The 21471-nt window shown below is 61.5% G+C and carries 18 protein-coding genes; 7 read left to right on the top strand and 11 right to left on the bottom strand.

Annotated features, from left to right (window positions below; translation table 11 throughout):
* Positions 1 to 214: 214 nt before the first annotated feature.
* A complete protein-coding gene (locus tag CLV89_RS02820; protein WP_106162095.1) occupies positions 215 to 1849 on the bottom strand; it encodes a SulP family inorganic anion transporter in 1635 nt (544 codons plus the stop codon).
* Positions 1850 to 2130: 281 nt separating this feature from the next.
* Between CLV89_RS02820 and CLV89_RS02815 the strand changes: the two genes are divergently transcribed.
* From CLV89_RS02815 to CLV89_RS02800, 4 genes are all read left to right on the top strand, one after another.
* Complete coding sequence (locus CLV89_RS02815) at positions 2131 to 3636, top strand: hypothetical protein (RefSeq protein WP_106162094.1); 1506 nt, start codon at positions 2131 to 2133, stop codon at positions 3634 to 3636.
* A 102-nt stretch (positions 3637 to 3738) separates the two neighbouring features.
* Positions 3739 to 4614, top strand: a complete 876-nt coding sequence (locus tag CLV89_RS02810; RefSeq protein WP_106162093.1) for an S-methyl-5'-thioadenosine phosphorylase — start codon at positions 3739 to 3741, stop codon at positions 4612 to 4614.
* A 216-nt stretch (positions 4615 to 4830) separates the two neighbouring features.
* Positions 4831 to 5370, top strand: coding sequence for an adenine phosphoribosyltransferase (locus CLV89_RS02805; RefSeq protein WP_106162092.1), 540 nt, complete (start codon positions 4831 to 4833; stop codon positions 5368 to 5370).
* A gap of 228 nt (positions 5371 to 5598) precedes the next feature.
* Positions 5599 to 6081, top strand: coding sequence for a fasciclin domain-containing protein (locus tag CLV89_RS02800; protein WP_106162091.1), 483 nt, complete (start codon positions 5599 to 5601; stop codon positions 6079 to 6081).
* Between the two features lie 86 nt (positions 6082 to 6167).
* Here the strand turns inward: CLV89_RS02800 and CLV89_RS02795 are convergent, their stop codons facing one another.
* The 10 genes from CLV89_RS02795 to coxB all read right to left on the bottom strand — a co-directional run bounded on the left by CLV89_RS02795 (position 6168) and on the right by coxB (position 15565).
* Positions 6168 to 7589, bottom strand: coding sequence for an FAD-binding oxidoreductase (locus tag CLV89_RS02795; RefSeq protein ID WP_106162323.1), 1422 nt, complete (start codon positions 7587 to 7589; stop codon positions 6168 to 6170).
* Positions 7590 to 7929: 340 nt separating this feature from the next.
* A complete protein-coding gene (locus CLV89_RS02790) occupies positions 7930 to 8520 on the bottom strand; it encodes a GNAT family N-acetyltransferase (protein WP_106162090.1) in 591 nt (196 codons plus the stop codon).
* A complete protein-coding gene (locus CLV89_RS02785) occupies positions 8520 to 9782 on the bottom strand; it encodes a M16 family metallopeptidase (protein WP_106162089.1) in 1263 nt (420 codons plus the stop codon). The genes CLV89_RS02790 and CLV89_RS02785 overlap by 1 nt, the downstream gene beginning before the upstream one ends.
* Positions 9779 to 11170 carry a threonine synthase gene (gene thrC, locus CLV89_RS02780; RefSeq protein WP_106162088.1) on the bottom strand — a complete coding sequence of 464 codons (1392 nt, stop codon included), beginning with the start codon at positions 11168 to 11170 and terminating at the stop codon, positions 9779 to 9781. Before thrC ends, CLV89_RS02785 begins: the two co-directional genes overlap by 4 nt.
* Positions 11171 to 11184: 14 nt before the next feature.
* A complete protein-coding gene (locus tag CLV89_RS02775; RefSeq protein WP_106162087.1) occupies positions 11185 to 11847 on the bottom strand; it encodes an SURF1 family protein in 663 nt (220 codons plus the stop codon).
* 139 nt (positions 11848 to 11986) lie between these two features.
* Positions 11987 to 12802, bottom strand: coding sequence for a cytochrome c oxidase subunit 3 (locus CLV89_RS02770; RefSeq protein WP_106162086.1), 816 nt, complete (start codon positions 12800 to 12802; stop codon positions 11987 to 11989).
* 25 nt (positions 12803 to 12827) lie between these two features.
* A complete protein-coding gene (locus tag CLV89_RS02765) occupies positions 12828 to 13415 on the bottom strand; it encodes a cytochrome c oxidase assembly protein (protein ID WP_106162085.1) in 588 nt (195 codons plus the stop codon).
* A gap of 5 nt (positions 13416 to 13420) precedes the next feature.
* Positions 13421 to 13582 carry a cytochrome C oxidase assembly protein gene (locus CLV89_RS02760; RefSeq protein WP_106162084.1) on the bottom strand — a complete coding sequence of 54 codons (162 nt, stop codon included), beginning with the start codon at positions 13580 to 13582 and terminating at the stop codon, positions 13421 to 13423.
* A 5-nt stretch (positions 13583 to 13587) separates the two neighbouring features.
* On the bottom strand, positions 13588 to 14529 hold the full coding sequence (gene cyoE / locus CLV89_RS02755) for a heme o synthase (RefSeq protein WP_106162083.1): 942 nt from the start codon (positions 14527 to 14529) through the stop codon (positions 13588 to 13590).
* A 121-nt stretch (positions 14530 to 14650) separates the two neighbouring features.
* Positions 14651 to 15565 carry a cytochrome c oxidase subunit II gene (gene coxB / locus CLV89_RS02750; protein WP_106162082.1) on the bottom strand — a complete coding sequence of 305 codons (915 nt, stop codon included), beginning with the start codon at positions 15563 to 15565 and terminating at the stop codon, positions 14651 to 14653.
* A gap of 180 nt (positions 15566 to 15745) precedes the next feature.
* Here coxB and tldD point away from each other — a divergent pair, with 180 nt between their 5' ends.
* From tldD to topA, 3 genes are all read left to right on the top strand, one after another.
* Complete coding sequence (gene tldD / locus CLV89_RS02745) at positions 15746 to 17167, top strand: metalloprotease TldD (RefSeq protein WP_106162081.1); 1422 nt, start codon at positions 15746 to 15748, stop codon at positions 17165 to 17167.
* A 344-nt stretch (positions 17168 to 17511) separates the two neighbouring features.
* Positions 17512 to 18663 (top strand): DNA-processing protein DprA, encoded by a 1152-nt coding sequence (gene dprA, locus CLV89_RS02740; protein WP_106162080.1) that lies wholly within the window; start codon positions 17512 to 17514, stop codon positions 18661 to 18663.
* Positions 18664 to 18803: 140 nt separating this feature from the next.
* Entirely contained in the window at positions 18804 to 21431 is a 2628-nt protein-coding gene (gene topA / locus CLV89_RS02735) for a type I DNA topoisomerase (protein ID WP_106162079.1), read from the top strand.
* Positions 21432 to 21471 lie beyond the last annotated feature (40 nt).

Genomic DNA, 21471 nt, shown 5'->3' with positions numbered 1-21471 from the left:
GGCGTGCAAGGCAAATTGCCGAGGCTCCGCGCCCGCATGGGCGGGGATACGGCCATTTTCCTTGTCGCGACGGGACGTGTTCCATCAGGCAGGGCACAGGCGAGGCTGGCTCTGCAGGTTGCTGCTTTGGTGAACCCGAGCCCCTGTCCCAAAAACAAAAAAGCCGCGGTCCCCTCCGGGGGCCGCGACCGTTTTATAACAGCAAAGGCAGGTCTCAGTGACCGCCGAGGATCCCCGTACGCACCGAGTAATCCACCGCCACGCCGTATTCCGGATCGTCATCGCTATCGATTACCAAATGCCCGGCCTTGGACAGCAGTTCGTGGCAATCCCGGCTCAGATGACGCAACTGGATGGTCTTGCCTGCCGCCGCATATCGCCCTGCGACCGCCTCGATCGCCTGCAGCGCCGACTGATCCACCACGCGCGAGGCGGCAAAGTCCACGATAACCACATCCGGGTCGTTCTCGATCTCGAACAGTTCGATGAACCCGTCGGTGGAGCCAAAGAACAGCGGTCCCTGGATCTCATAGACCTTGGCGCCCTCCTCGCTGGCGCTATCCCGGGTGATCGCATGAATGCGGCGCGCGTTGTTCCAGGCATAGGCCAGCGCCGAGACGATCACCCCCACCACAACGGCGATCGCCAGGTCAGTCATCACCGTCACCACGGTCACCAGCACGATCACGAAGGCATCCATCAAGGGCACCTTGGTCATGATCTTGAAGCTGTTCCAGGCAAAGGTGCCGATCACCACCATGAACATCACGCCCACCAGAGCCGCCAGCGGGATCTGCTCGATCAGCGGCGAGGCTGCGACGATGAACAGCAACAGGAACAAGGCCGCCGCGATGCCCGCGATCCGGGTGCGGCCACCGGAATTCACGTTGATCATCGACTGGCCGATCATCGCGCAACCGCCCATGCCACCAAAGAAACCGGTAGCAATGTTGGAGGCCCCCTGCGCGATGCATTCCTGGCTCGCACCGCCGCGCTTGCCGGTGATTTCACCCACAAGGTTCAGGGTTAGCAGGCTTTCGATCAGCCCGATCGCCGCCAGGATCACTGCATAGGGCAGGATGATCTCCAGGGTCTCGAAATTCAGCGGCACCATCGGGATGTGGAACATCGGCAGACCGCCCTGGATGGAGGCCAGGTCGCCCACGCGCGGCACGTCGAGGCCAAAGGCAATCACGATCACCGCAGTAATCCCGATCCCGGCCAATGGTGCGGGAATGATCTTGGTCAGGCGCGGCATCACCCAGATGATCGCCATGGTCAGCACCACCAGCCCCAGCATCACCGCCAGCTGACCGCCGGCCAGCCACTCACCACCACCGGCGCCATGGCCGGTGTTCTCCACCGTGCCCGGCTTCTTGAACTGGGTCAGCTGCGCGAGGAAAATCACGATCGCCAGCCCGTTCACAAAGCCCAGCATCACCGGATGCGGCACCAGCCGGATGAACTTGCCCCAATGCATCACACCGGCAATCACCTGCAACAGACCCATCAGCACCACGGTGGCAAAGAGATATTCCACCCCATGATCCGCCACCAGCGCCACCATGACCACGGCCAGCGCGCCGGTCGCGCCAGAGATCATCCCCGGACGCCCCCCGAACACGGCGGTGATCAGCCCCACCATGAAGGCCGCATAAAGCCCTACCAACGGATGCACCCCGGCCACAAAGGCAAAGGCCACCGCCTCTGGCACCAGCGCCAGCGCCACCGTGAGGCCGGACAGCAACTCGGTGCGGACGCGACCAACGGTAAAGCCCTCATCCTGCATGATGGAGAGATTGGGAGGAGAGATATTCTTTGCCAAAAGGCCGAAAACGCCGCGTGTCATGACACCAAAACCTGTGAAGTCGGGAGGGAAGATTTGACCGCCTGTTAGCGTCAATGCCCCCGCGACACAAGGGAAGGCAGGAAAACAAGGCCCCGGAGCGCCTCCGCTGCCACATCCAAGGGCAGCCCCCGCGCAATAGGTCAGCCATTCTGCCGCAATATTTCGCGCGCGAAACAATAGGTCAGCAGCGCTGTCTGCCGTGAACCTCACCTTAGCCCTTGCTCGCCTGCGCGGACCTCCGCAGACTGCGGGTATTGCAGCAAGAGACTTTGAGCAGCCACATGCACTTCAAAACCTGGGACGACATCGCCCCGCCCCCAAACGCGGCAGAGCAGAAACTCAAAGCCGCCGCCGAGGCAGGATACTTTTGCAAACTAGGCCCCCACGATCAAATCCCCGAGGATCCTGAAGACTGGCAAAATCTCACCGAGGCGCAAGAGGCCCGCCACATCCGCGCCGAGGTGCTGCGACTGATCCTGCTGAACAGCGACAGCTGCGATACGACTGAAGAAGGCGTCATGATGAACGGCGCATATATCAGCGGCGTTCTTGATCTGACCAATTGCACCATCCCCGGCAACTTGCTGCTGGGCGGCTGTCGCTTCCAAGGTCAAGTGTTCGCCCCCAGATCAAAATGGGCCAGCAACCTACGACTGCGTACCTGCGCCCTCCCCGCCTTGAGTGCCATGACTGCCGAGCTTCGTGGCCAGTTGACCTGCGAGGGCGCAAATTTCAATTCGCCAAAGGGTGAGGCCATCAACCTGCAAGGAGCCAAGGTCAAGGAAGACCTCTTCCTCCGCTCCGCAACATTCAACGGATCTGCCGACTTCAATGGCATCAAAATCGGTGGGCAGTTGGACTGCGAGGGCGCAAAGTTCAACACACCAAAGGGTGAGGCCATCAACTTGCAAGCTGCCGAAATCACCGGCGGCCTTTTTCTACGCAACATTGCACAGATCCGGGGCGCCCTTGATTTGCACGCCGCCAAAACCTCCACTCTGGTCGATGACCTCCACAGTTACCCGCCGACGGGCGAGTTGATCCTCGATGGCTTCACCTATGACCGCATCATCGGCCCCACCGACGCCAAGACCCGGCTAGACTGGCTCGCCAAAGGCGACCGCTGGAACGGGGAATTCTTCCCGCAGCCTTACAAACAGCTCGCCAAGACCCTGCACGACATGGGCCATGAGAGCGACGCCCAGCAAGTCCGCATCACGCTCGCATGCAAGCTACGCCAGGATGCCCGCGCCAAACTGCACATCACGCCCGATGGTGACCTCGGCACCGGGCTTCACAGCATCTGGCATGACATCTGCCGCCTCACCCTCGGCGCAAAAGACAGCATCTCTCTGCTCCTAACCGCCCATGGCTATAAACCTCAACGCAGCCTCTATGCGCTGATCTTGCTCATTGCCGCCGCAACCTTTCCAGCCCAACGGGCCTGGGACGCGGGCAGCTTCGCTCCCAACTCCGCCCCCATTCTTCTCTCCGAAAGCTGGCAAGCTCTGGCGCGCGATGACAGCATCCAAAACCCCGCCGCCGAATGGACAAACCGCTACGCCATCCCCGGCAAGGATTGGGAGACCTTCCACCCCCTCGCCTATGCCGCCGACGTCGTGATCCCCATCGTCGAATTCGGTCAGACCGACGCCTGGGCCCCCTCCACCGAACGCGGCACTTGGGGCTATCGCCTATGGTACTGGCGGTGGATCTTCACCACTCTGGGCTGGATAGTCACCGCGCTGGGGGCTGCTGCCCTCACCGGCATCATCCGCCGCGACTGAGCCTTCATCTTTTCCCAAATACCTCCGCCGGAGGCATCCCACGCTTGCCAAACAGCGCCGCCCTCGGCCATAGCTCGGCAAACACCCGCAGGAGAGATCCATATGACCGAGACCATGATTGCCGTGATCGGCGGCTCTGGAATTTACGACATCGACGGGCTGGAGGGCGCGGAATGGACCACGGTCGACAGCCCCTGGGGCACACCCTCCGACCAGATCCTGACCGGACGCTTTGATGGCGTGAAGATGGCCTTTCTGCCCCGCCACGGGCGCGGCCATGTGCATAGCCCCACCGATGTGCCCTACCGCGCCAATATCGACGCGCTGAAACGACTGGGCGCAACAGACGTGATCTCGGTCTCCGCCTGCGGCTCCTTCCGCGAGGAGATGGCGCCGGGGGATTTTGTCATTGTCGACCAGTTCATCGACCGGACCTTTGCCCGCGAAAAGAGCTTTTTTGCCTCCGGCTGCGTTGCCCATGTCTCGGTGGCGCATCCCACCTGCCCGCGTCTGAGCGATGCCTGCTCAGAGGCCGCCCGCGCCGCTGGCATCAAGACCCACCGCGGCGGCACCTATCTGGCGATGGAGGGGCCGCAGTTCTCCTCGATGGCGGAATCAAAGATGTACCGCGAGGTCTGGGGCGCGGATGTGATCGGCATGACCAACATGCCGGAGGCCAAACTCGCCCGCGAAGCGGAGCTGTGCTATGCCTCCATCGCCATGGTCACCGATTTTGACAGCTGGCACCCCGATCACGGCGCAGTGGATATCACCGAGATCATCGGCACGCTGCAGGGCAACTCCGACAAAGGGCGCGCCTTGGTGAAGGGGCTCCCAGCGCTTCTTGGCGCCGAACGCGCGCCCTGCCCTCATCAATGTGACCGGGCGCTGGAGTATGCCATCATGACCGCGCCGGAGAAGCGCGACCCGGCGCTTGTGGCCAAGCTGGATGCGGTTGCAGGCCGGGTGCTTGGCTGATCTGAGCACAGGCCGTGAGCAAAGGGGCCGGGCGCCCGCGCGCGCAACCCACGTCAGGCGCCTGAGCCTTTTGTAAAGGGATATTGGGGCGCCCGCCAGGCGTTGACGCTTGCATGGCGGACGTGCTTCGGTCAAACCGCACCGGCGCGGCGCCCTCGGAATGACCTAGAGTGTCGGGCGCGCCGATCACGAAGCAAAGCCAGGGATTACACGCCCATGAACAAGACGAAGACCGTCAAGGACTACATCCGCACTATTGTCGATTTCCCGCATGAAGGGATCATGTTCCGGGATGTCACCACATTATTCGCCGACCCGCGCGGATTTCGAATGGCGGTGGACCAGATGTTGCACCCCTACGCGGGCCAGCGCATCGACAAGGTGGTCGGGCTTGAGGCGCGCGGCTTCATCCTCGGCGGGGCGATCGCCCACCAGCTGGGCACCGGCTTTGTCCCGATCCGCAAAAAGGGCAAACTGCCCGGCGCAACCATCAGCCAGGAATACAAGCTGGAGTATGGCGAGGCCGTGGTCGAACTGCACAAGGACGCGATCCAGGCAGGTGAGAAAATCCTCGTGGTCGATGACCTTCTGGCAACCGGTGGCACCGCCGGCGCCGGGATCAAACTGATCGAAAAGCTCGGTGGCGAGATCATCTCCTGCGCCTTCATCATTGATCTGCCCGAGCTGGGCGGCCGCAAACATCTCGAAGAGCTTGGGATGGATGTGCATGTCCTGTGCGAATTCGACGGTCTCTGAACGCCGCATAAAAGCCGCTGGATCAGCAGCGAATTCTCACACAGGATCACAGGTGCACACGCATCTGTGACTGGAAATTCAAAAAGCTCCCTGCTTAGGGGGCTTTTTTCATGGGTCAAATCTCAACCGGCAAACATCCGCCACATCCAAAACGGCGCCTGTCTCGTTGTACCCCACAGATGTCGCGGTTGCGGCGTCCTCAGTGATACAAATGACAGGAGAGTTTTCATGTTCCGCAAGATCGCTTTTGGTACCGTTGCAAGCTTCGCCCTCGCCACCGCTGCCTTTGCTGATGGTCATTCCAAGGATATCGTCGACATTGCCGCAGGCAACGACGACTTCGAAACTCTGGTCGCCGCCGTAACCGCGGCTGATCTGGTGGACACGCTGAAAGGCGACGGGCCGTTCACTGTCTTCGCCCCGACCGATGCTGCGTTTGAGGCGCTGCCCGACGGCACCGTGGAAACGCTGCTGAAGCCGGAAAACAAGGACCAGCTGGTGTCCATCCTCACCTACCACGTGGTGCCCGGCAAGGTGATGTCCTCCGATCTGACCGACGGCATGATGGCCGCAACGGTTCAAGGCCAAGAGGTCACCGTGAAGATTGAAGGTGGTGCAATGGTCGATGAGGCTTCTGTGATCCAGGCCGACATCGAGGCGTCGAATGGCGTCATCCATGTGATCGACAAGGTCATCATGCCGGGAAGCTAAGACCCGGCCACACTCACGGATCTAGCGATATGTACGACAGGGGAGCCTCCGGGCTCCCCTTTTTTTTGCGGTTTGCGCCTGTCGGATCAGAGACCCGGAACCACCGCGCCCGGGTTCATGATGCCGTGTGGATCAAGGGCGTTCTTGATCGCGCGCATGGCCGCCAGTTTGGTCGGATCGCCATAGCGGTCAAGATCACTGACCTTCAGTCGGCCAATGCCGTGCTCTGCACTCACGGACCCACCGAACTCGAACACCAGATCATGAATGATCCGCTTCACCTCGCCGCGCAGATGCTCAAAGTCAGCACGCGTCTCGCCGGCGCCGGGGAAGACGTTGTAGTGCAGGTTGCCGTCGCCAAGGTGGCCGAAGCAGTTGATCCGCAGACTTGGCTCAAGGTCGGCGATCGCCGCCCAGCCTGCCGGAATGAACTCCGGAATACGGGAGATCGGCACGGAGATATCATGACTGGAGATCGACCCGATGCGCCGATTGGCCTCCGGGATGTGCTCTCGCAGAGACCAGAGCGACAGCCGCTGTGCCTCGGACTGAGCGATGACACCATCGTCGGACAGACCAGCCTCCATGGCCGCCCCGAACAGGTCTGCCAGCGCCTCCTCTGCATCCTGCCCCTTGCCGAGGCCAAGTTCGATCAGCACGCACCACTCGGGATGTGTCTCGAACGGCTGCCGCAGATCCGGCAATGTCTCGGCGAGAAACTCCAGACCCTGACGGTGGATAAGCTCAAAGGCACTCACACCCTCCCCCACGGCATCGCGGGCAAGGCTCAGCAGCTCTATCGCAGCTGCGGGATCGCGAATGGTGAAAATGGCCGTGCCCGGGCTTGCAGGGATTGGCGAGAGCTTCAGCGCCGCAGCGGTGATGATACCGAGGGTTCCTTCGGCCCCGATCAACAGGTTCCGCAGGTCATACCCGGTGTTGTCCTTTCGCAGGCGCGACAGCCCGTGCCAGATCTCTCCTGTCGGCAGGACGGCCTCCAGACCGAGGCAAAGATCGCGGGCGTTGCCATAGCGCAGGACATTCACACCGCCCGCGTTGGTCGCAAGGTTCCCCCCTATCCGGGCCGTACCTTCGGCAGCGAGGGACAGCGGGAACAGACGCCCCACCTCAGTTGCGGCAGCTTGCACATCGGCCAGCACCGCGCCCGCCTCGGCGATGATCACGTTCTCCGCCGGATAGCTGGCACGGATCTGGCGCATGCGCTCGGTAGACATCAGTATCGGCGCAGGTCCGTCAGGCATCACCTGCCCGCCGACCAGCCCGGTGCCACCGCCGTAAGGGATCACCCCGATATGCGCCGCGTGGGCCGCGCGGATAATTTCGGCGACCTCGTCGACATTTCGGGGCAGCGCCACGGCAGCGGCTTGCCCCTTATAGCGCCCGCGGGGCTCTTCCAGATAGCGGGTTTCGGGCGTGCGCAGCGTGTCCGCCGGAAGGCGGGCCGAGAGCGCATCGAGAAAGGCGGGATCTGCGGGTTTGAGGCTCATGAACACTGCATCGGCAATCTGCACAGCAAAGGCAAGCCCACAGTCGGGCCGCGAGGTCGCACCACGCGCAACTGAACGCCAGAGGCGCGATACCGGTTTGCTCTGATCTCAGGAAATCATGACGGTTGGAACAAGTAGACTGGCGCGGGGCTCCTGTCTGGAGACCGCACCAGCCGTTTGGCTTTGTCAGCCAAGGATACAGTTCACCACATCACTCGCACAGGTAGAGTTTATCTGCTGAACCGGGATCATCACGTAAAAACTGCGCTGCGCCATTCCCATTTTCGTGAACGCACCGTGATCTTTACGTGAGTTGCGCAGTGGAACTATGGCGGCAGGCTCAGGCCTGACCAACCATGGTCTTGCCCCGCCGGTCGCTACGCAGCGCAGAATAAAGCACATGAGTGCGCCAGCGCCCGTTGATTTGCAGGTAGGATTGCGCGACGCCCTCGTATTTGAAGCCGGACCGCTCCAACAGCCCGCGCGAGGCGGCATTTTCCGGCAGGCAGGCGGCTTCGATGCGGCTCAGATCAAGCCGGGTGAAGGCGTGGTGGACCACGGCGCCGATTGCCTCGCGCATGTAGCCTCTGCGCGCAAAACGGGTGCCGGTCCAATAGCCAATCGTCCCCGCCATGGCCGGTCCCCGGCGAATATTGTCGAGCGTGATGGCCCCGACCAGCGCATCATCCTCGCGACGGAACAGGAACAGCGGCATGGCAGAGCCCTGCGCAGTAGAGCGTTTGGCCCAATAGACCCGGTTGGTGAAGGACTTTCGGCTCAGATGATCCGGGGACCACGCGGGTTCCCAGGGCACCAGCGCGGCCTGGCTTTGCTGACGCAGTGAGGCCCATCGCCGGAAATCTGCATGCACCGGCAGCCGGAGCGTCAAGCGCTCCGTCTCCAGTTTAAGCGTCCGACGGGACAGAAGCATCAGGCCGCACGCCTCCGGGCAATCTCCTCCAGGCTCGGGGCGTCAGCCACCGGTCCGTAGAGGGCAAGCGCAGCCGGAGCCTCGCGCGAGATTTGTGCCGCCATGGCGCGCACATCGGCGGTGGTGACCGCGTCGATCTTTGCCACCGTCGCCTCCAGCGTCGGCACACGATCCCAGATCTGCACCAGACGGGCCAGACGTTCGGCGCGGTTGGAGGGGCTTTCCAGCCCCATCAGCATGCCCGCCTTCATCTGCGCGCGCGCGCGTTCGACCTCGGCATCCGACATGTCGTCGGCGGCGCGTTTCAGCTCGTCCACGGTGATCCCCACCAGATCGGAAACCTGATCGCCGGAGGTGCCCGCATAGACGGTCATCATGCCGGTGTCTTCATAAGCGCCCGCCTGCGAGAAGATCGTGTAGCAGAGGCCGCGTTTCTCGCGCACCTCCTGGAACAGGCGCGAGGACATGCCGCCGCCAAGTGCTGCCGCATAGATCTGCGCGGTGTAGATGTCATCTGCGCGGTAGCTCGGGCTCTCGAAGGCCAGTGCCACATGGGCCTGCTCCAGCACCTTGTCGCGGCGCATCTCGCCACCAACAAAACTCGCCGTCTCAACCCCTTCCTGCTGCTTTGGCTCCAGGTCGCCAAACAGCGCTTCCGCCGCTTTCACCAGCTTGTCATGATCCACCGCACCGGCGGCGGACAGGACCATTTGACCGGGGCCATAGTGTTCGGCAACAAAGCGGCGCAGGTCTTCCTTGGAAAAGCTGCGCACCCGCTCGGCCGGGCCGAGGATGGAGCGACCAATGGCCTGATCACGGTAGCTTTCTTCCTGCAGCCAGTCGAAGATGATGTCGTCGGGTGTGTCCAGCGTCTGGCCGATCTCCTGCAGGATCACGCCGCGCTCCACCTCGATCTCACGGTCATCGAAGATGGAGTTCAGCACGATGTCGGAGATCACATCAAAGGCAAGGTCCACATCTTCCTTGAGCACCCGCGCGTAATAGGCCGTGACCTCGCGGCTGGTATAGGCGTTGATATAGCCGCCCACGTCCTCGATGGCCTCGGCGATCTGCAACGCGCTGCGCCGCTTGGTCCCCTTGAAGGCCATGTGTTCCAGGAAATGGGCGATGCCATTCTGTTCGAGCCGCTCGTGACGAGCGCCCGCCGAAACCCAGATGCCGATAGCAGCAGACTGCAGCCCCGGCATGTACTCAGTGACGATACGAAACCCGTTCGGCAGGGTGTCTTGTTTAACGGTCAATTGGCGATGTGCTTTCTGATGTGTTCTTCGATTGTGCCGAGATCATTGGCGATCCGGGTCACACGTTCCGATCTTTCATACAGATCTGCCATGCGCGGGGGAAGAGGCGGATGCACCCCGCAGGCGTCTTCCACCGCCGCCGGGAACTTGGCCGGATGCGCGGTGGCCAGCGTCACCATCGGCACGCCGTCTTTCAGATGCTCGTTGGCAACCTTCACGCCGACCGCACCGTGGGGGCACAGAAGCTCCCCCGAGGAGGCCACCTCGGATTTTATCGTCGCCATCGTCTCCTCTTCGGAGGCACGACCAGAGGTGTAAATCTCGCTCAGCGCCTGCATGGCGCCCTGGGACACCTTGAAGCCGCCGCCCGATTTCAGCTCGTCCATCAGCTGCGCCACTGCCTTACCGTCCTGACCATAGGCGTAAAACAGCGCGCGTTCGAAGTTCGACGAGACCTGGATGTCCATCGACGGCGAGATCGAGGGGATGGTCTCGCCCTTGAAGTAGCCTTCGCCGGACAGGCAGCGGTGCAGGATGTCGTTCTGGTTGGTGGCGACCACCAGCTGTTCGATCGGCAAACCCATCTGGCGGGCGATAAAGCCGGCAAAGATATCGCCGAAGTTGCCGGTGGGCACGGTGAAGGAAACCTTGCGGTGCGGCGCACCGAGGGCGGTGGCGGCGGTGAAGTAATAGACCACTTGCGCCAGCACACGGGCGAAGTTGATCGAGTTCACCCCGGCCAGCTGCACCGAATCGCGAAAATCGAAGTCGTTGAACATGTCCTTCACAGCGGCCTGACAGTCGTCAAAATCGCCATCCACGGCAAGCGCATGAACGTTCGGCTCTGTCGGCGTGGTCATCTGGCGGCGCTGCACCTCGGAGACGCGACCATGCGGGTACATGATAAACACATTGACCGCATCCAGCCCGCGAAAGGCCTCGATCGCCGCAGAGCCGGTATCGCCGGAGGTTGCCCCGACGATGGTCACGCTGTCGCCGCGGCGCTTCAACGCCGTCTGGAACAGCTGGCCGATGAGCTGCATGGCGAAATCCTTGAACGCCAGCGTGGGCCCATGGAACAATTCCAGCAGGAAGTGATTGGCACCAAGCTGTTTCAGAGGTGCAAGAGCGGCATGGTCAAACCCCGCATAGGCGCGGGCGATAATTTCCCGAAACTCGCTTTCGCTGAAGGAGCCGGAGACAAAGGGCCACATCACCCGGAACGCAACCTCTTCATAAGGCTGCCCCGCAAACTCCGCGATATCCTCGGCGGACAGCGTCGGAATTTCGGCAGGGACATACAGCCCGCCATCACGCGCAAGCCCTGTGAGCATGGCCTCTTCAAACGTAAGTTCCGGCGCTTGGCCGCGGGTGGAGATGTATTTCATGGCGTCAGTTCCTGTCAGGTTTTGGCGCGCGTACGCAAAAGAAAGGCGGCAGTCATGGCAGCCCAGATCAGGGCGAGCGAAAACCACGTGATGGCATATTGCAGATGGTTGTTCGGGATGCCCGTGGTGGAGACCGGCAGCGGGCGGGGCGTATCGGCCCCGTCGCGCAGCACCACCAGCAGCGGCTCGGTGTTCAGCCGCTCTGCCATATAGGCGATGTCGCGGGCGTAGAGAATATTGGTGTCTTCTTCCGGCGGCGGCGTGGTCCAATCGCCCTCGTCCGGCCACAGCAGGTTGCCGGTGATTTCGACCGGACCGCCAGTGCGGGCACTGTCCTTCTCTGCGTCGCGAATATAGCCCCGGTCCAGCAGGATCCGGCGGCCCGACGCGGTCACAAAGGGGGAGATCACCCGGTAGCCAGCGCCCTGCGCTTCGGTCACCCAAAACACATGCAGCTCTTGCCGGGCGATTTCGCCTGCGGTGGCCACGGCAAGATATCGGTCGGTCTGCGGGTCGGGATTCGCCGGCAAGGACACTGGTGCGGCGGCGATGCGGGTCTCGATGGTGGCGAGGATATCTTTTTTCCACGCCAGTCGCTGCAGCTGCCAGACCCCAAGCGCCAGCAGCGCCGTGAGGCCGAGCCCGCCCACAAGGCCGAGAAAGATCATCCGTCGCATCGCGCGCGTGCTCCTGATCCGGTGGTCATAGGTGTCCCCCTGAAACCGCAAGGGGCGCGCGGGATGATCCCGCGCGCCCCGTTAGATACGTGCTGTTTGCCAAAAGGAAAACCGCAATCATGTATCCGCTACATTGAGATCAGTGCGCCAGTCCGGCGGTGCCCCAGATGTAGACCGCAACAAAGAGGAACAGCCAGACCACATCGACGAAGTGCCAGTACCAGGCGGCCATCTCGAAACCGGCGTGCTGTTTCGGGGTGAAGTCACCCTTCATCGCACGGATCAGGCAGACGATAAGGAAGATCGTGCCGAGCACCACGTGGAAGCCATGAAAGCCGGTCGCCATGAAGAAGTTGGAGTAGAACTCGTCGCCACCGAACTCCCATCCTTCGTGCAGCAGGTGCACATATTCGTAGCCCTGCAGGACAGTGAAGAACACACCGAGCACGATACCAATGGCCAGACCGTTGATCAGGCCCTTGCGGTCATTTTCATGCACCAGCGCATGGTGCGCCCAAGTCACGGCACAGCCCGAAAGCAACAGCACCAGCGTGTTGATCAACGGCAGGTGGAACGCGTCCACGGGATAGATCTCCGGCGCCACATATTCGGTGCCGACATAACGCTCCATCGGGTACATGGCGTGTTTGAAGAATGACCAGAACCAAGCGAAGAAGAACATCACCTCGGACATGACGAACAGGATGAAGCCATACCGCAGGCCGATCAGCACCACGGGGGTGTGATCGCCGGCCTTGTTCTCGGCGATGGTCTCGGACCACCAGCAGAAGGCGGAGTAGAGCACGGCGACGAGGCCCGCCCAGAACAGCCAAGCTGTAACGTCGTGCATCCAGAGCACGGCGCCAAAGAGCATGACGAAGGCGCCAATGCTGCTGATCAACGGCCAGATCGACGGCGGCAGAATGTGGAAGTCGTGATTTTTAGCATGCGCCATTTTAAGTGTCCCTCACCAAAGCGGCCTAGTTCAGTTCCGTCTCTGCCCCGGATGTATCTCCGGTGTCGAGGGCGGCATAGCCCTCGGGCAGATCGATCTCGTGAAATGTGTACGACAAGGTGATCGTATGCACAAATTTTGCCTCCGCGTCCTCGACAATCTCGGGGTCCACGAAGAAGGTCACAGGCATCATCACCCGCTCCCCAGGTTGCAGCACCTGCTCATTAAAGCAGAAACACTGAATTTTCTCAAAGTAGTAGCCAGCCGAATAGGGTGCCACGTTGTAGGAGGCTTGCCCTGCGACGGGACGATCCGTCGGGTTATAGGCCTCGTAGAAGGCCAGCCCGGTCTCACCGATCTTCAGCTCCATGATCCGTTCGACGGGTTTGAATTCCCACGGCATATCGCGGTCCTTCGACGCGTCGAAGCGGACCTTGATCGTTTTGTTCAGTACCTGATCAGACCCGGCATCAGCGACCTGGGTCACGCCACCAAAGCCGGTGACACGGCAAAACCAGTCATAGAACGGGACAGACGCCCAGGCCAGCCCGCCCATCAGGGTCACCACGCCGACCAGCTGTATCACTGTCTTCTTAGGACCGCTCATCGCCATCAGGTTTACTCTCCGCCTTCGATTTCGGGGAACGTAAAGCCGGCTGACGTCACTTTGACCATGGTCAGCGCCAATACCAGAACGACAAATCCGGCCAGCAGCAGGCCAACGCCAAAGTTGCGGCCTTTGCGTCGGTTGTGCAGCTCATGTTCCTTGCGCAAGCTCATCTCAGTTACCAGCCTCCCAGACCGTATGGTTTCAGCAGCGCCTCTGCGAGGATCGCTCCAAAGTGCAGAAACAGATAGAGCAACGACAGCTTGAAGAAAGAGCGCTCCACTTTGAAGTTGTCATCCTCGCAGATCGCCTCGTCACGGCGCCAGATCTGCACGGCCCCTTTGAGGAACAGCGCATTCAGCACCAGCGCGACGGTCAGATAGATCGGACCACCGACGCCGGTAAAGGCGGTGGCGAGAGCGAAGGTCGCGAGAATGATGGTATAAACGAGGATATGCTTGCGGGTGGATCGACGACCATGTGTCACGGTCAGCATCGGCACATCCGCGATGTCGTAGTCGTTGCGCATGAAGAGCGCCAGCGCCCAGAAATGCGGCGGGGTCCACAAAAAGGTCAGCGCGAACATCAACCAGGGTTCAATGGTCATCGACCCGGTTGCCGCGATCCAGCCGATGACCGGCGGGAAGGCCCCTGCCGCACCACCGATGACGATGTTCTGCGGCGTCGCACGCTTCAGCCACATGGTGTAGACCACCACATAGAAGAAAATGGTGAAGGCCAGAAAAGCCCCCGCAAAGACGTTGGTCGCCAGCGCCAGCATGATCACCGACAGGCCAGACAGTGCCAGACCGAGGCTCAGCGCTTCGCCTTTGTCGACTTTGCCTGCGGGAATTGGGCGCGACTTGGTGCGTTTCATCACCTGGTCGATATCGGAGTCCCACCACATGTTGAGCGCACCGGACGCCCCACCGCCAATGGCGATGAACAAAATCGCGCAAAAACCGACAACCGGATGCACCCCAACGGGCGCTGCGAGCAAGCCGACGAGTGCGGTGAACACAACCAGCGACATGACACGCGGTTTGAGCAACGCAAAGTAATCGCCCAAGGAGGCGTCATCTTCACGGATCATGCTTGCGTTGATGCTGGCGTCGCTCATGTCTCAAGCTCTTTTCGGGTCTGTGACGGCCACGCATTCAAAGCGTGGCCGTTTTTCAGGAAACAGGCATGGGCGCCTCCGCACCTGCTTTGGCAAGCAAGGCGCAGAAGCAGAATCGTCCTCAGTTGGAGGCGACCTGGAAGCTTTGCGGCAGGCCGGCGTATTCATCGATCGCGCCATTCAGCCATTCGTCATAGGCTTCTTGGCTCACAACCTTGACCGTAATCGGCATGTAGGCATGGTCCTTGCCGCACAGTTCGGAACACTGACCGAAATACACGCCTTCCTGCGTCGGCTTGAACCACAGCTCTGCCAGACGGCCCGGAACCGCATCCTGTTTCACGCCGAAGGCTGGCATCGCCCAGGAGTGGATCACATCGGCACCGGTCACCTGCATAACGATGGTCTTGTGCACCGGAACAACAACCGCGGTGTCTGTAGCCAGGAGGAATTCGTCGCCCGCGTAGCCTGCGTCTTTGAGCTTCAGCTCCATCGCTTCGTTATAAACGAAGGGTGTCACATCGGCGTCAGCCGGGCGCTCACTTTCGTTGAGCGTGGCCGGGTGACCAATCAGGTAGCTGTCGAAGGCAAAGTCGTGATCGACGTATTCGTAGCCCCAGTACCACTGGTAGCCGGTGACCTTGATGGTCACGTCGCCTTCGGGGATTTCCTGCTGACGGAACAATTCCGGCAGCGAGAAGGAGCCGATGACGATCAGAATAAAGATCGGCACAACGGTCCATGCGATCTCGATCGGTGTGTTGTGGGTGAAGCTGGACGCTTCCGGGTTGGCGCGGCGGTTGAAGCGCACAATGGCGTAGAGCATCAAACCGGCGACAAAGATACAAACCGCAGTGATGATGATGAGAATCATGTGGTCCAGCTCGTGAATACCTTTCGCCAGTTCGGAGGCCGCCGGCTGGAAGCCAAGGTTACCGTCTGTCGGCTTACCAATGGATTCCAGACCTTCTTGCGCCATTGCTGGAAGGCTCGAAAGAGCGGCGATAAAGCCCGAAAGCGTCAAAGCATTCTTCATGTCGTTTCCTGATCGCTTGATCGTTGCATGGGACGGGTCGCGGAATCGTTCCGAAAAACTCTGCAGCGCCCGTTGTCTTTGAGGCTGTTAAAAATCATATTCTGGAGAGGTTATAAAGAGGGTAGCTCGCGTCATAGCGTCGCTTTCTTGACTTAGATCAAAAAAATCGAGGCCCATTTGATGGATACACCCGCATTTCGCCCCTTTGAGACCACTCTCCCCGAGGATGAGGCGCTGCCGGTTCTGCGCGACGCGCTCGCCGGAGCCGACGACGGCGAGATTTTTGCCGAGCGCACCAAATCGGAGGCTCTGGTCTTTGATGATGGTCGCCTGCGCACCGCGAGCTACGACGCGGCCGAGGGCTTTGGGCTGCGAGCCGTCCGCTGCGAGGTGGCGGGCTACGCTCACTCCACCACGATGTCCGTCTCGGCCCTGAAACGCGCTGCCGAAACCGCGCGGCTGGCTGTCGGCGCCGGCGGCGGCACCATGGCCCCTGCCCCGCAGGCCACCAACCAGAAACTCTATGGTGACCTCGACCCGATTGCCGCGCAGGCCTTCCCCGTCAAGGTGGAGACCCTGCGGGAGATCGACAATTTTTCCCGCGAGCTGGATCCGCGCGTGGTTCAGGTCTCGGCTACTCTGGCCGCATCGTTGCAGGAGATTGAGATCCTGCGCGCAGATGGCACCCGGGTGCGCGACGTGCGACCGATGACCCGTGTCAACGTCTCGGTCATTGTCGAGGACGGCGGGCGACGCGAAAGCGGCACCGCGGGTGGCGGCGGGCGTGTGGGCCTTGATGGGCTGATCCTGCCGCAGGACTGGCAGGCCAAGGCCCGTGAGGCGCTGCGGATCGCGCTGGTCAATCTCGAAGCCGAACCCGCTCCGGCCGGGGAATTTGATGTGGTGCTTGGGCCCGGCTGGCCCGGCATCCTGCTGCATGAGGCCATCGGCCATGGGCTTGAAGGTGACTTCAACCGCAAAGGGTCGTCTGCCTTTGCCGGGCTGTTGGGGAGCCGCATCGCCTCCCCCGGTGTCACCGTGCTGGACGATGGCACGATCCCTGACCGCCGCGGTTCCATCACCATTGATGACGAGGGCACGCCCAGCCAGAAAACCACGCTGATCGAAGACGGTATTCTGGTCGGCTACATGCAGGATCGCCAAAACGCCCGCCTGATGGGAGTCGAACCCACCGGCAACGGTCGACGCCAGAGCTTTGCGCATGCGCCGATGCCGCGAATGACCAACACATATATGTTGGGCGGTGACGCGGCCCCCGAAGATCTGGTCAAGGACATGAAGGATGGCATCTGGGCCGTCGGCTTTGGCGGCGGTCAGGTGGACATTACCAACGGCAAGTTCGTCTTCTCTTGCACCGAGGCCTATCGGGTGAAGGATGGCAAGATCGGTGCACCGGTGAAGGGCGCCACTCTGATCGGTGATGGCGCCACCGCCCTTCAGAAGATCCGCGGCCTTGGCAATGACATGGCACTCGATCCGGGTATGGGGAACTGCGGCAAGCAGGGCCAGTGGGTGCCCGTCGGTGTTGGCCAACCCAGCGTGCTCATGGGTGGCCTGACGGTTGGCGGCTCTGCCACCTGAGACACAGTCGACACGCAAACATTCAGGCGATTCATTCCTTGTGATGAATCGCCTGTTCCAGCCCATCAGCTGCAGTCATGCCGCCATGGGTGCGCGCTTACGGTTGTTTAACGAAGCGAGCAAAATCGAGCCCGATTCAGCCCGAAACGGACACATATTTACCAAGTATCGCCCGCAAAACCTGTGATCGCGGCGTCAGTCAAATGCATGTGCGACACCAATATCGTTCTTTTTCAGTGACATAGCGAAAAGTACCGAAAAATCTCGATAAATCCGCGCGGCGTTCACCACCTGTTAACCGCGAAAGTCGTAAACCTAGTCTTGCAACAAGGCGAGGCGAGGGCATGACCGGAGAAGCAAATTCTTCCACTCACCCCCCACTCCCACCCACCACGGAAGATCAAAGGTATTCCTGGCTTCGTCTGTTGCGTTCCCGAGGAATTGGGACAGTGACCTTCTACCGGCTTCTGGCCGAGTATGGATCAGCGCAGAATGTGCTGGATAAGCTGCCCGAAGTGGCAGCGGCTGCGAGCGTAAAAGGGTACAGAACGTACTCAAAAGACCAATTAGACGCCGAGCTTGACACAGCAAAAGCCGCCAATGCGCGGCTTTTGTGCTTTGGCGATCCTGAATATCCCGCTCCTCTTGCGGCCATCCCCAACCCGCCGCCTGTGCTCTGGGCGATGGGCGATTTGTCGTTGCTGTCACGCCCAGCGATCGCCATCGTCGGCGCGCGCAACGCCTCGTCGCTGGGGCGGCGCATGGCCTATGCGCTGGCCCGCGATCTCGGCGCTGCAGGCTATGCGGTGGTCTCGGGTCTGGCGCGCGGCATTGACGCCAGCGCGCATGAGGGCGCGCTTGGCTCCGGCACTATCGCGGTGCAGGGCGGCGGCGTCGATATCATATACCCGTCCGAGAACACCCGGCTGGCGCAGTCCATTGCAAAGCAGGGCCTGCGCCTGTCGGAGCAGCCCATGGGACTGCAACCCCAGGCCCGCCACTTCCCACCGCGCAACCGCATTATCGCAGGCATTGGGCTTGCTACCATCGTTGTCGAGGCGGCGGTGAAATCCGGCAGCCTGATCACCGCCCGCGATGCGCTCGATCTGGGGCGCGACGTGATGGCAGTGCCCGGACATCCGTTTGATGCCCGCGCCAGTGGTGGCAACCTGCTGATCCGGGACGGCGCTGTTCTAGTGCGCGACGCCCAAGATGTGATCGACGCGCTGCCGCCGCTCGACCATCCGCCTGCCCCCGTGAGACCCATAGATCCCGCAGACCTCCCTCCTCCTCCGCCGGAGCGGCGCAGCCTGCGGCAGACCGCCGCGCTGCATCAGCAAATACTTGATCGACTGGCCATGGCGCCCACCCCCGAAGGCCAGTTGATCGACGATCTGGACAGCACCGCCCGCAGGGTGCGCACGGTGCTGACCGACCTTGAACTTGCGGGCGAAATTGGCCGCGGGCCCGGCGGGGTGATCATCAAGAAACGCTGATTTCCGGGCTCCAAATGCGCCCGGCCCTGCAGGATATCCGGGCTGGCTTTCTTCGCCCGGATTGACATTCTCCCCTTGCGCGACACATGTTGCCCCGCCATAGAGCGCGATTAAACCCGTATGGAAAGGTGCCTATTTTTATGCCAGTCGTCGTCGTCGAATCACCGGCCAAAGCTAAAACGATCAACAAGTATCTGGGCTCCGACTACACCGTTCTGGCATCCTATGGTCACGTACGGGACCTGCCCGCCAAGAACGGATCGGTACAGCCGGACGATGATTTTGCCATGACCTGGGAGGTCGGCAACGACTCCAAGAAACATGTGCGCGCCATCGCCGAAGCGCTGAAGACCGACAATGCCCTGATCCTCGCGACTGACCCTGATCGCGAAGGCGAGGCGATCAGCTGGCACCTGCAGGAGGCGCTGACCAAGCGCCGTTCGATCAAGAAGGACACCGACGTCAAGCGGGTGACCTTCAATGCGATCACCAAGGAAGCTGTCACAGAAGCCATGCGCAACCCGCGTGAAGTCGACCTGCCGCTGGTGGAGGCCTATCTGGCCCGCCGCGCACTGGACTATCTCGTCGGGTTCAACCTCTCTCCGGTACTGTGGCGCAAACTGCCCGGTGCCCGGTCGGCCGGTCGCGTGCAATCGGTCTGCCTGCGTCTGATCGTCGAGCGCGAGATGGAGATCGAAGCCTTCAACCCGCAAGAATATTGGTCGGTGCGCGCCCATCTGGCGACCCCGCGCGGCCAGTCCTTCGAGGCACGGCTGACGGTTCTGGGCGGCGAAAAGCTCGACAAGTTCAGCCTGGCAAATTCCACCGCCGCCGAACTGGCGGTGCAGGCCGTGGCCAGCCGCAAGATGTCGGTGCTGTCGGTCGAAGCCAAACCTGCCGCGCGCAACCCGTCGGCGCCCTTCATGACCTCGACCCTGCAACAGGAAGCCAGCCGCAAGTTCGGCATGGGCGCCAAACAGTGCATGAACACCGCGCAGCGCCTCTATGAGGCCGGTCTCATCACCTATATGCGGACCGACGGCATCGACATGGCGCCCGAGGCAGTCACCGCCGCACGCGAGGAAATCGCGACCCGCTATGGCAAGGATTATGTGCCGGGCGAGCCGCGCATCTACAAGAACAAGGCCAAGAACGCGCAGGAAGCCCACGAGTGTATTCGCCCCACGGACATGAGCCGTGACGCCAAGAGCCTCAAGGTTTCTGAGGACGACCAGCGCAAGCTCTATGATCTGATCTGGAAGCGGACACTGGCCTGTCAGATGGCCGGTGCCCGAATGGAACGCACCACGGTCGACATCGGCTCCGACGACAAGCAGGTGGTGCTGCGCGCCACCGGTCAGGTGGTGCTGTTCGACGGGTTCATGCGGGTCTATGAAGAAGGCCGCGATGATGTTGTGGACGAGGACGACAAGCGCCTGCCCCAGATCATGCAGGGCGAGAGCCTGAAATTTGGCTCCTCCCTCGCCGCGCAGGCTGAAAAGCCCGGCAAGGACGGCTCCCGCCTGTCCGAGGATGGCGCCACGCTGGCGCTGCAGCACCATACCCAACCGCCGCCGCGCTACACCGAGGCGACGCTGGTCAAACGCATGGAAGAGCTGGGCATCGGTCGCCCGTCCACCTATGCCAGTGTCATCACCACGATCCAGGACCGCGAATACGTTCGCAAGGACAAGAACCGCCTGTTCCCCGAGGACAAGGGGCGGATCGTGACCATCTTCCTGCTGAACTTCTTCAAGCGCTACGTGGAGTATGACTTTACCGCCGCACTGGAAAACCAGTTGGATGACGTGAGTGCCGGGGGCAAGGACTACAAGGAACTGCTGGACAGCTTCTGGCGCGATTTCTCGGCGGCGATCTCCGAGACCTCGGATCTGCGGATCTCCGAGGTGCTGGATGTGCTGGACGAAGCGCTGGCACCGCAGCTCTATCCACCGCGCGAAGATGGCGGCGACCCGCGCCAATGCCCGAAATGCGGCGCAGGCCAGCTGCATCTGAAGACCTCGCGCACCGGCGGGTTTGTCGGCTGCGGCAACTACCCGGAGTGCAACTACACCCGTCCGATATCCGGCGAGGGTGCCGAAGGCTACGAACGGGTGCTGGGCGAGGATGATGGTGACGAGATCCACCTGAAATCCGGTCGCTTTGGACCCTATGTGCAACGCGGCGAAGTCACGCCCGAGAACAAGAAGCCACCACGGTCCTCGCTGCCGAAACAGGGCAAGGACTACCTGCCCGGTTGGGGGCCGAACGACATCACGCTGGAACAAGGGGTGACCCTGCTGACCCTGCCGCGCGAAATCGGCGCGCATCCGGATGGCGGCGTGGTGTCCTCGAACCTTGGTCGCTTCGGACCCTACATTATGCATCAGCGCCCGGATGAGGAAAAACCGGTCTATGTGAACCTCAAGGAGACGCTGGACGTCTTCGAGATCGGCATGAACCGGGCGGTGGAGATGCTGGCGGAGAAGCGGGCCAATCCGGGCCGGGGCCGCTCTGCCGCGGCCAAGGCGCTGCGCGAGCTGGGTGAACACCCCGGCGAAGGCGGGCCGGTCAACATCATGGACGGGCGCTATGGGCCATATGTCAAATGGGGCAAGGTCAATGCGACCCTGCCCAAGGACACTGAGGCCAAGGATGTGACCATGGAGATGGCGGTCGAGCTGATCAACGAGAAGGCTGGTAAGACGGGCAAGAAGAAAGCACCCGCCAAGAAGGCCGCCGCCAAGACCAAAACCTCTGGCGAATAACCGCGCTGGCTGGCGGCTCCCGCCCGTCTCATCAGCATTG

The organism is Tritonibacter scottomollicae (genome assembly GCF_003003215.1).
Lineage (GTDB): Bacteria > Pseudomonadota > Alphaproteobacteria > Rhodobacterales > Rhodobacteraceae > Epibacterium > Epibacterium scottomollicae.
The sequence above is the reverse complement of the archived record's forward strand: the minus strand, read 5'-3'. Positions and strand labels throughout refer to the sequence as shown.

Bases quoted from the DNA above. Each gene is read 5' to 3' on its own strand.
- CLV89_RS02820 (WP_106162095.1), bottom strand. From the start codon at position 1,849: ATGACACGCGGCGTTTTCGGCCTTTTGGCAAAGAATATCTCTCCTCCC.
- CLV89_RS02815 (WP_106162094.1), top strand. From the start codon at position 2,131: ATGCACTTCAAAACCTGGGACGACATCGCCCCGCCCCCAAACGCGGCA.
- CLV89_RS02810 (WP_106162093.1), top strand. From the start codon at position 3,739: ATGACCGAGACCATGATTGCCGTGATCGGCGGCTCTGGAATTTACGAC.
- CLV89_RS02805 (WP_106162092.1), top strand. From the start codon at position 4,831: ATGAACAAGACGAAGACCGTCAAGGACTACATCCGCACTATTGTCGAT.
- CLV89_RS02800 (WP_106162091.1), top strand. From the start codon at position 5,599: ATGTTCCGCAAGATCGCTTTTGGTACCGTTGCAAGCTTCGCCCTCGCC.
- CLV89_RS02795 (WP_106162323.1), bottom strand. From the start codon at position 7,589: ATGAGCCTCAAACCCGCAGATCCCGCCTTTCTCGATGCGCTCTCGGCC.
- CLV89_RS02790 (WP_106162090.1), bottom strand. From the start codon at position 8,520: ATGCTTCTGTCCCGTCGGACGCTTAAACTGGAGACGGAGCGCTTGACG.
- thrC (WP_106162088.1), bottom strand. From the start codon at position 11,170: ATGAAATACATCTCCACCCGCGGCCAAGCGCCGGAACTTACGTTTGAA.
- CLV89_RS02775 (WP_106162087.1), bottom strand. From the start codon at position 11,847: ATGCGACGGATGATCTTTCTCGGCCTTGTGGGCGGGCTCGGCCTCACG.
- CLV89_RS02770 (WP_106162086.1), bottom strand. From the start codon at position 12,802: ATGGCGCATGCTAAAAATCACGACTTCCACATTCTGCCGCCGTCGATC.
- CLV89_RS02765 (WP_106162085.1), bottom strand. From the start codon at position 13,415: ATGGCGATGAGCGGTCCTAAGAAGACAGTGATACAGCTGGTCGGCGTG.
- CLV89_RS02760 (WP_106162084.1), bottom strand. From the start codon at position 13,582: ATGAGCTTGCGCAAGGAACATGAGCTGCACAACCGACGCAAAGGCCGC.
- cyoE (WP_106162083.1), bottom strand. From the start codon at position 14,529: ATGAGCGACGCCAGCATCAACGCAAGCATGATCCGTGAAGATGACGCC.
- coxB (WP_106162082.1), bottom strand. From the start codon at position 15,565: ATGAAGAATGCTTTGACGCTTTCGGGCTTTATCGCCGCTCTTTCGAGC.
- tldD (WP_106162081.1), top strand. From the start codon at position 15,746: ATGGATACACCCGCATTTCGCCCCTTTGAGACCACTCTCCCCGAGGAT.
- dprA (WP_106162080.1), top strand. From the start codon at position 17,512: ATGACCGGAGAAGCAAATTCTTCCACTCACCCCCCACTCCCACCCACC.
- topA (WP_106162079.1), top strand. From the start codon at position 18,804: ATGCCAGTCGTCGTCGTCGAATCACCGGCCAAAGCTAAAACGATCAAC.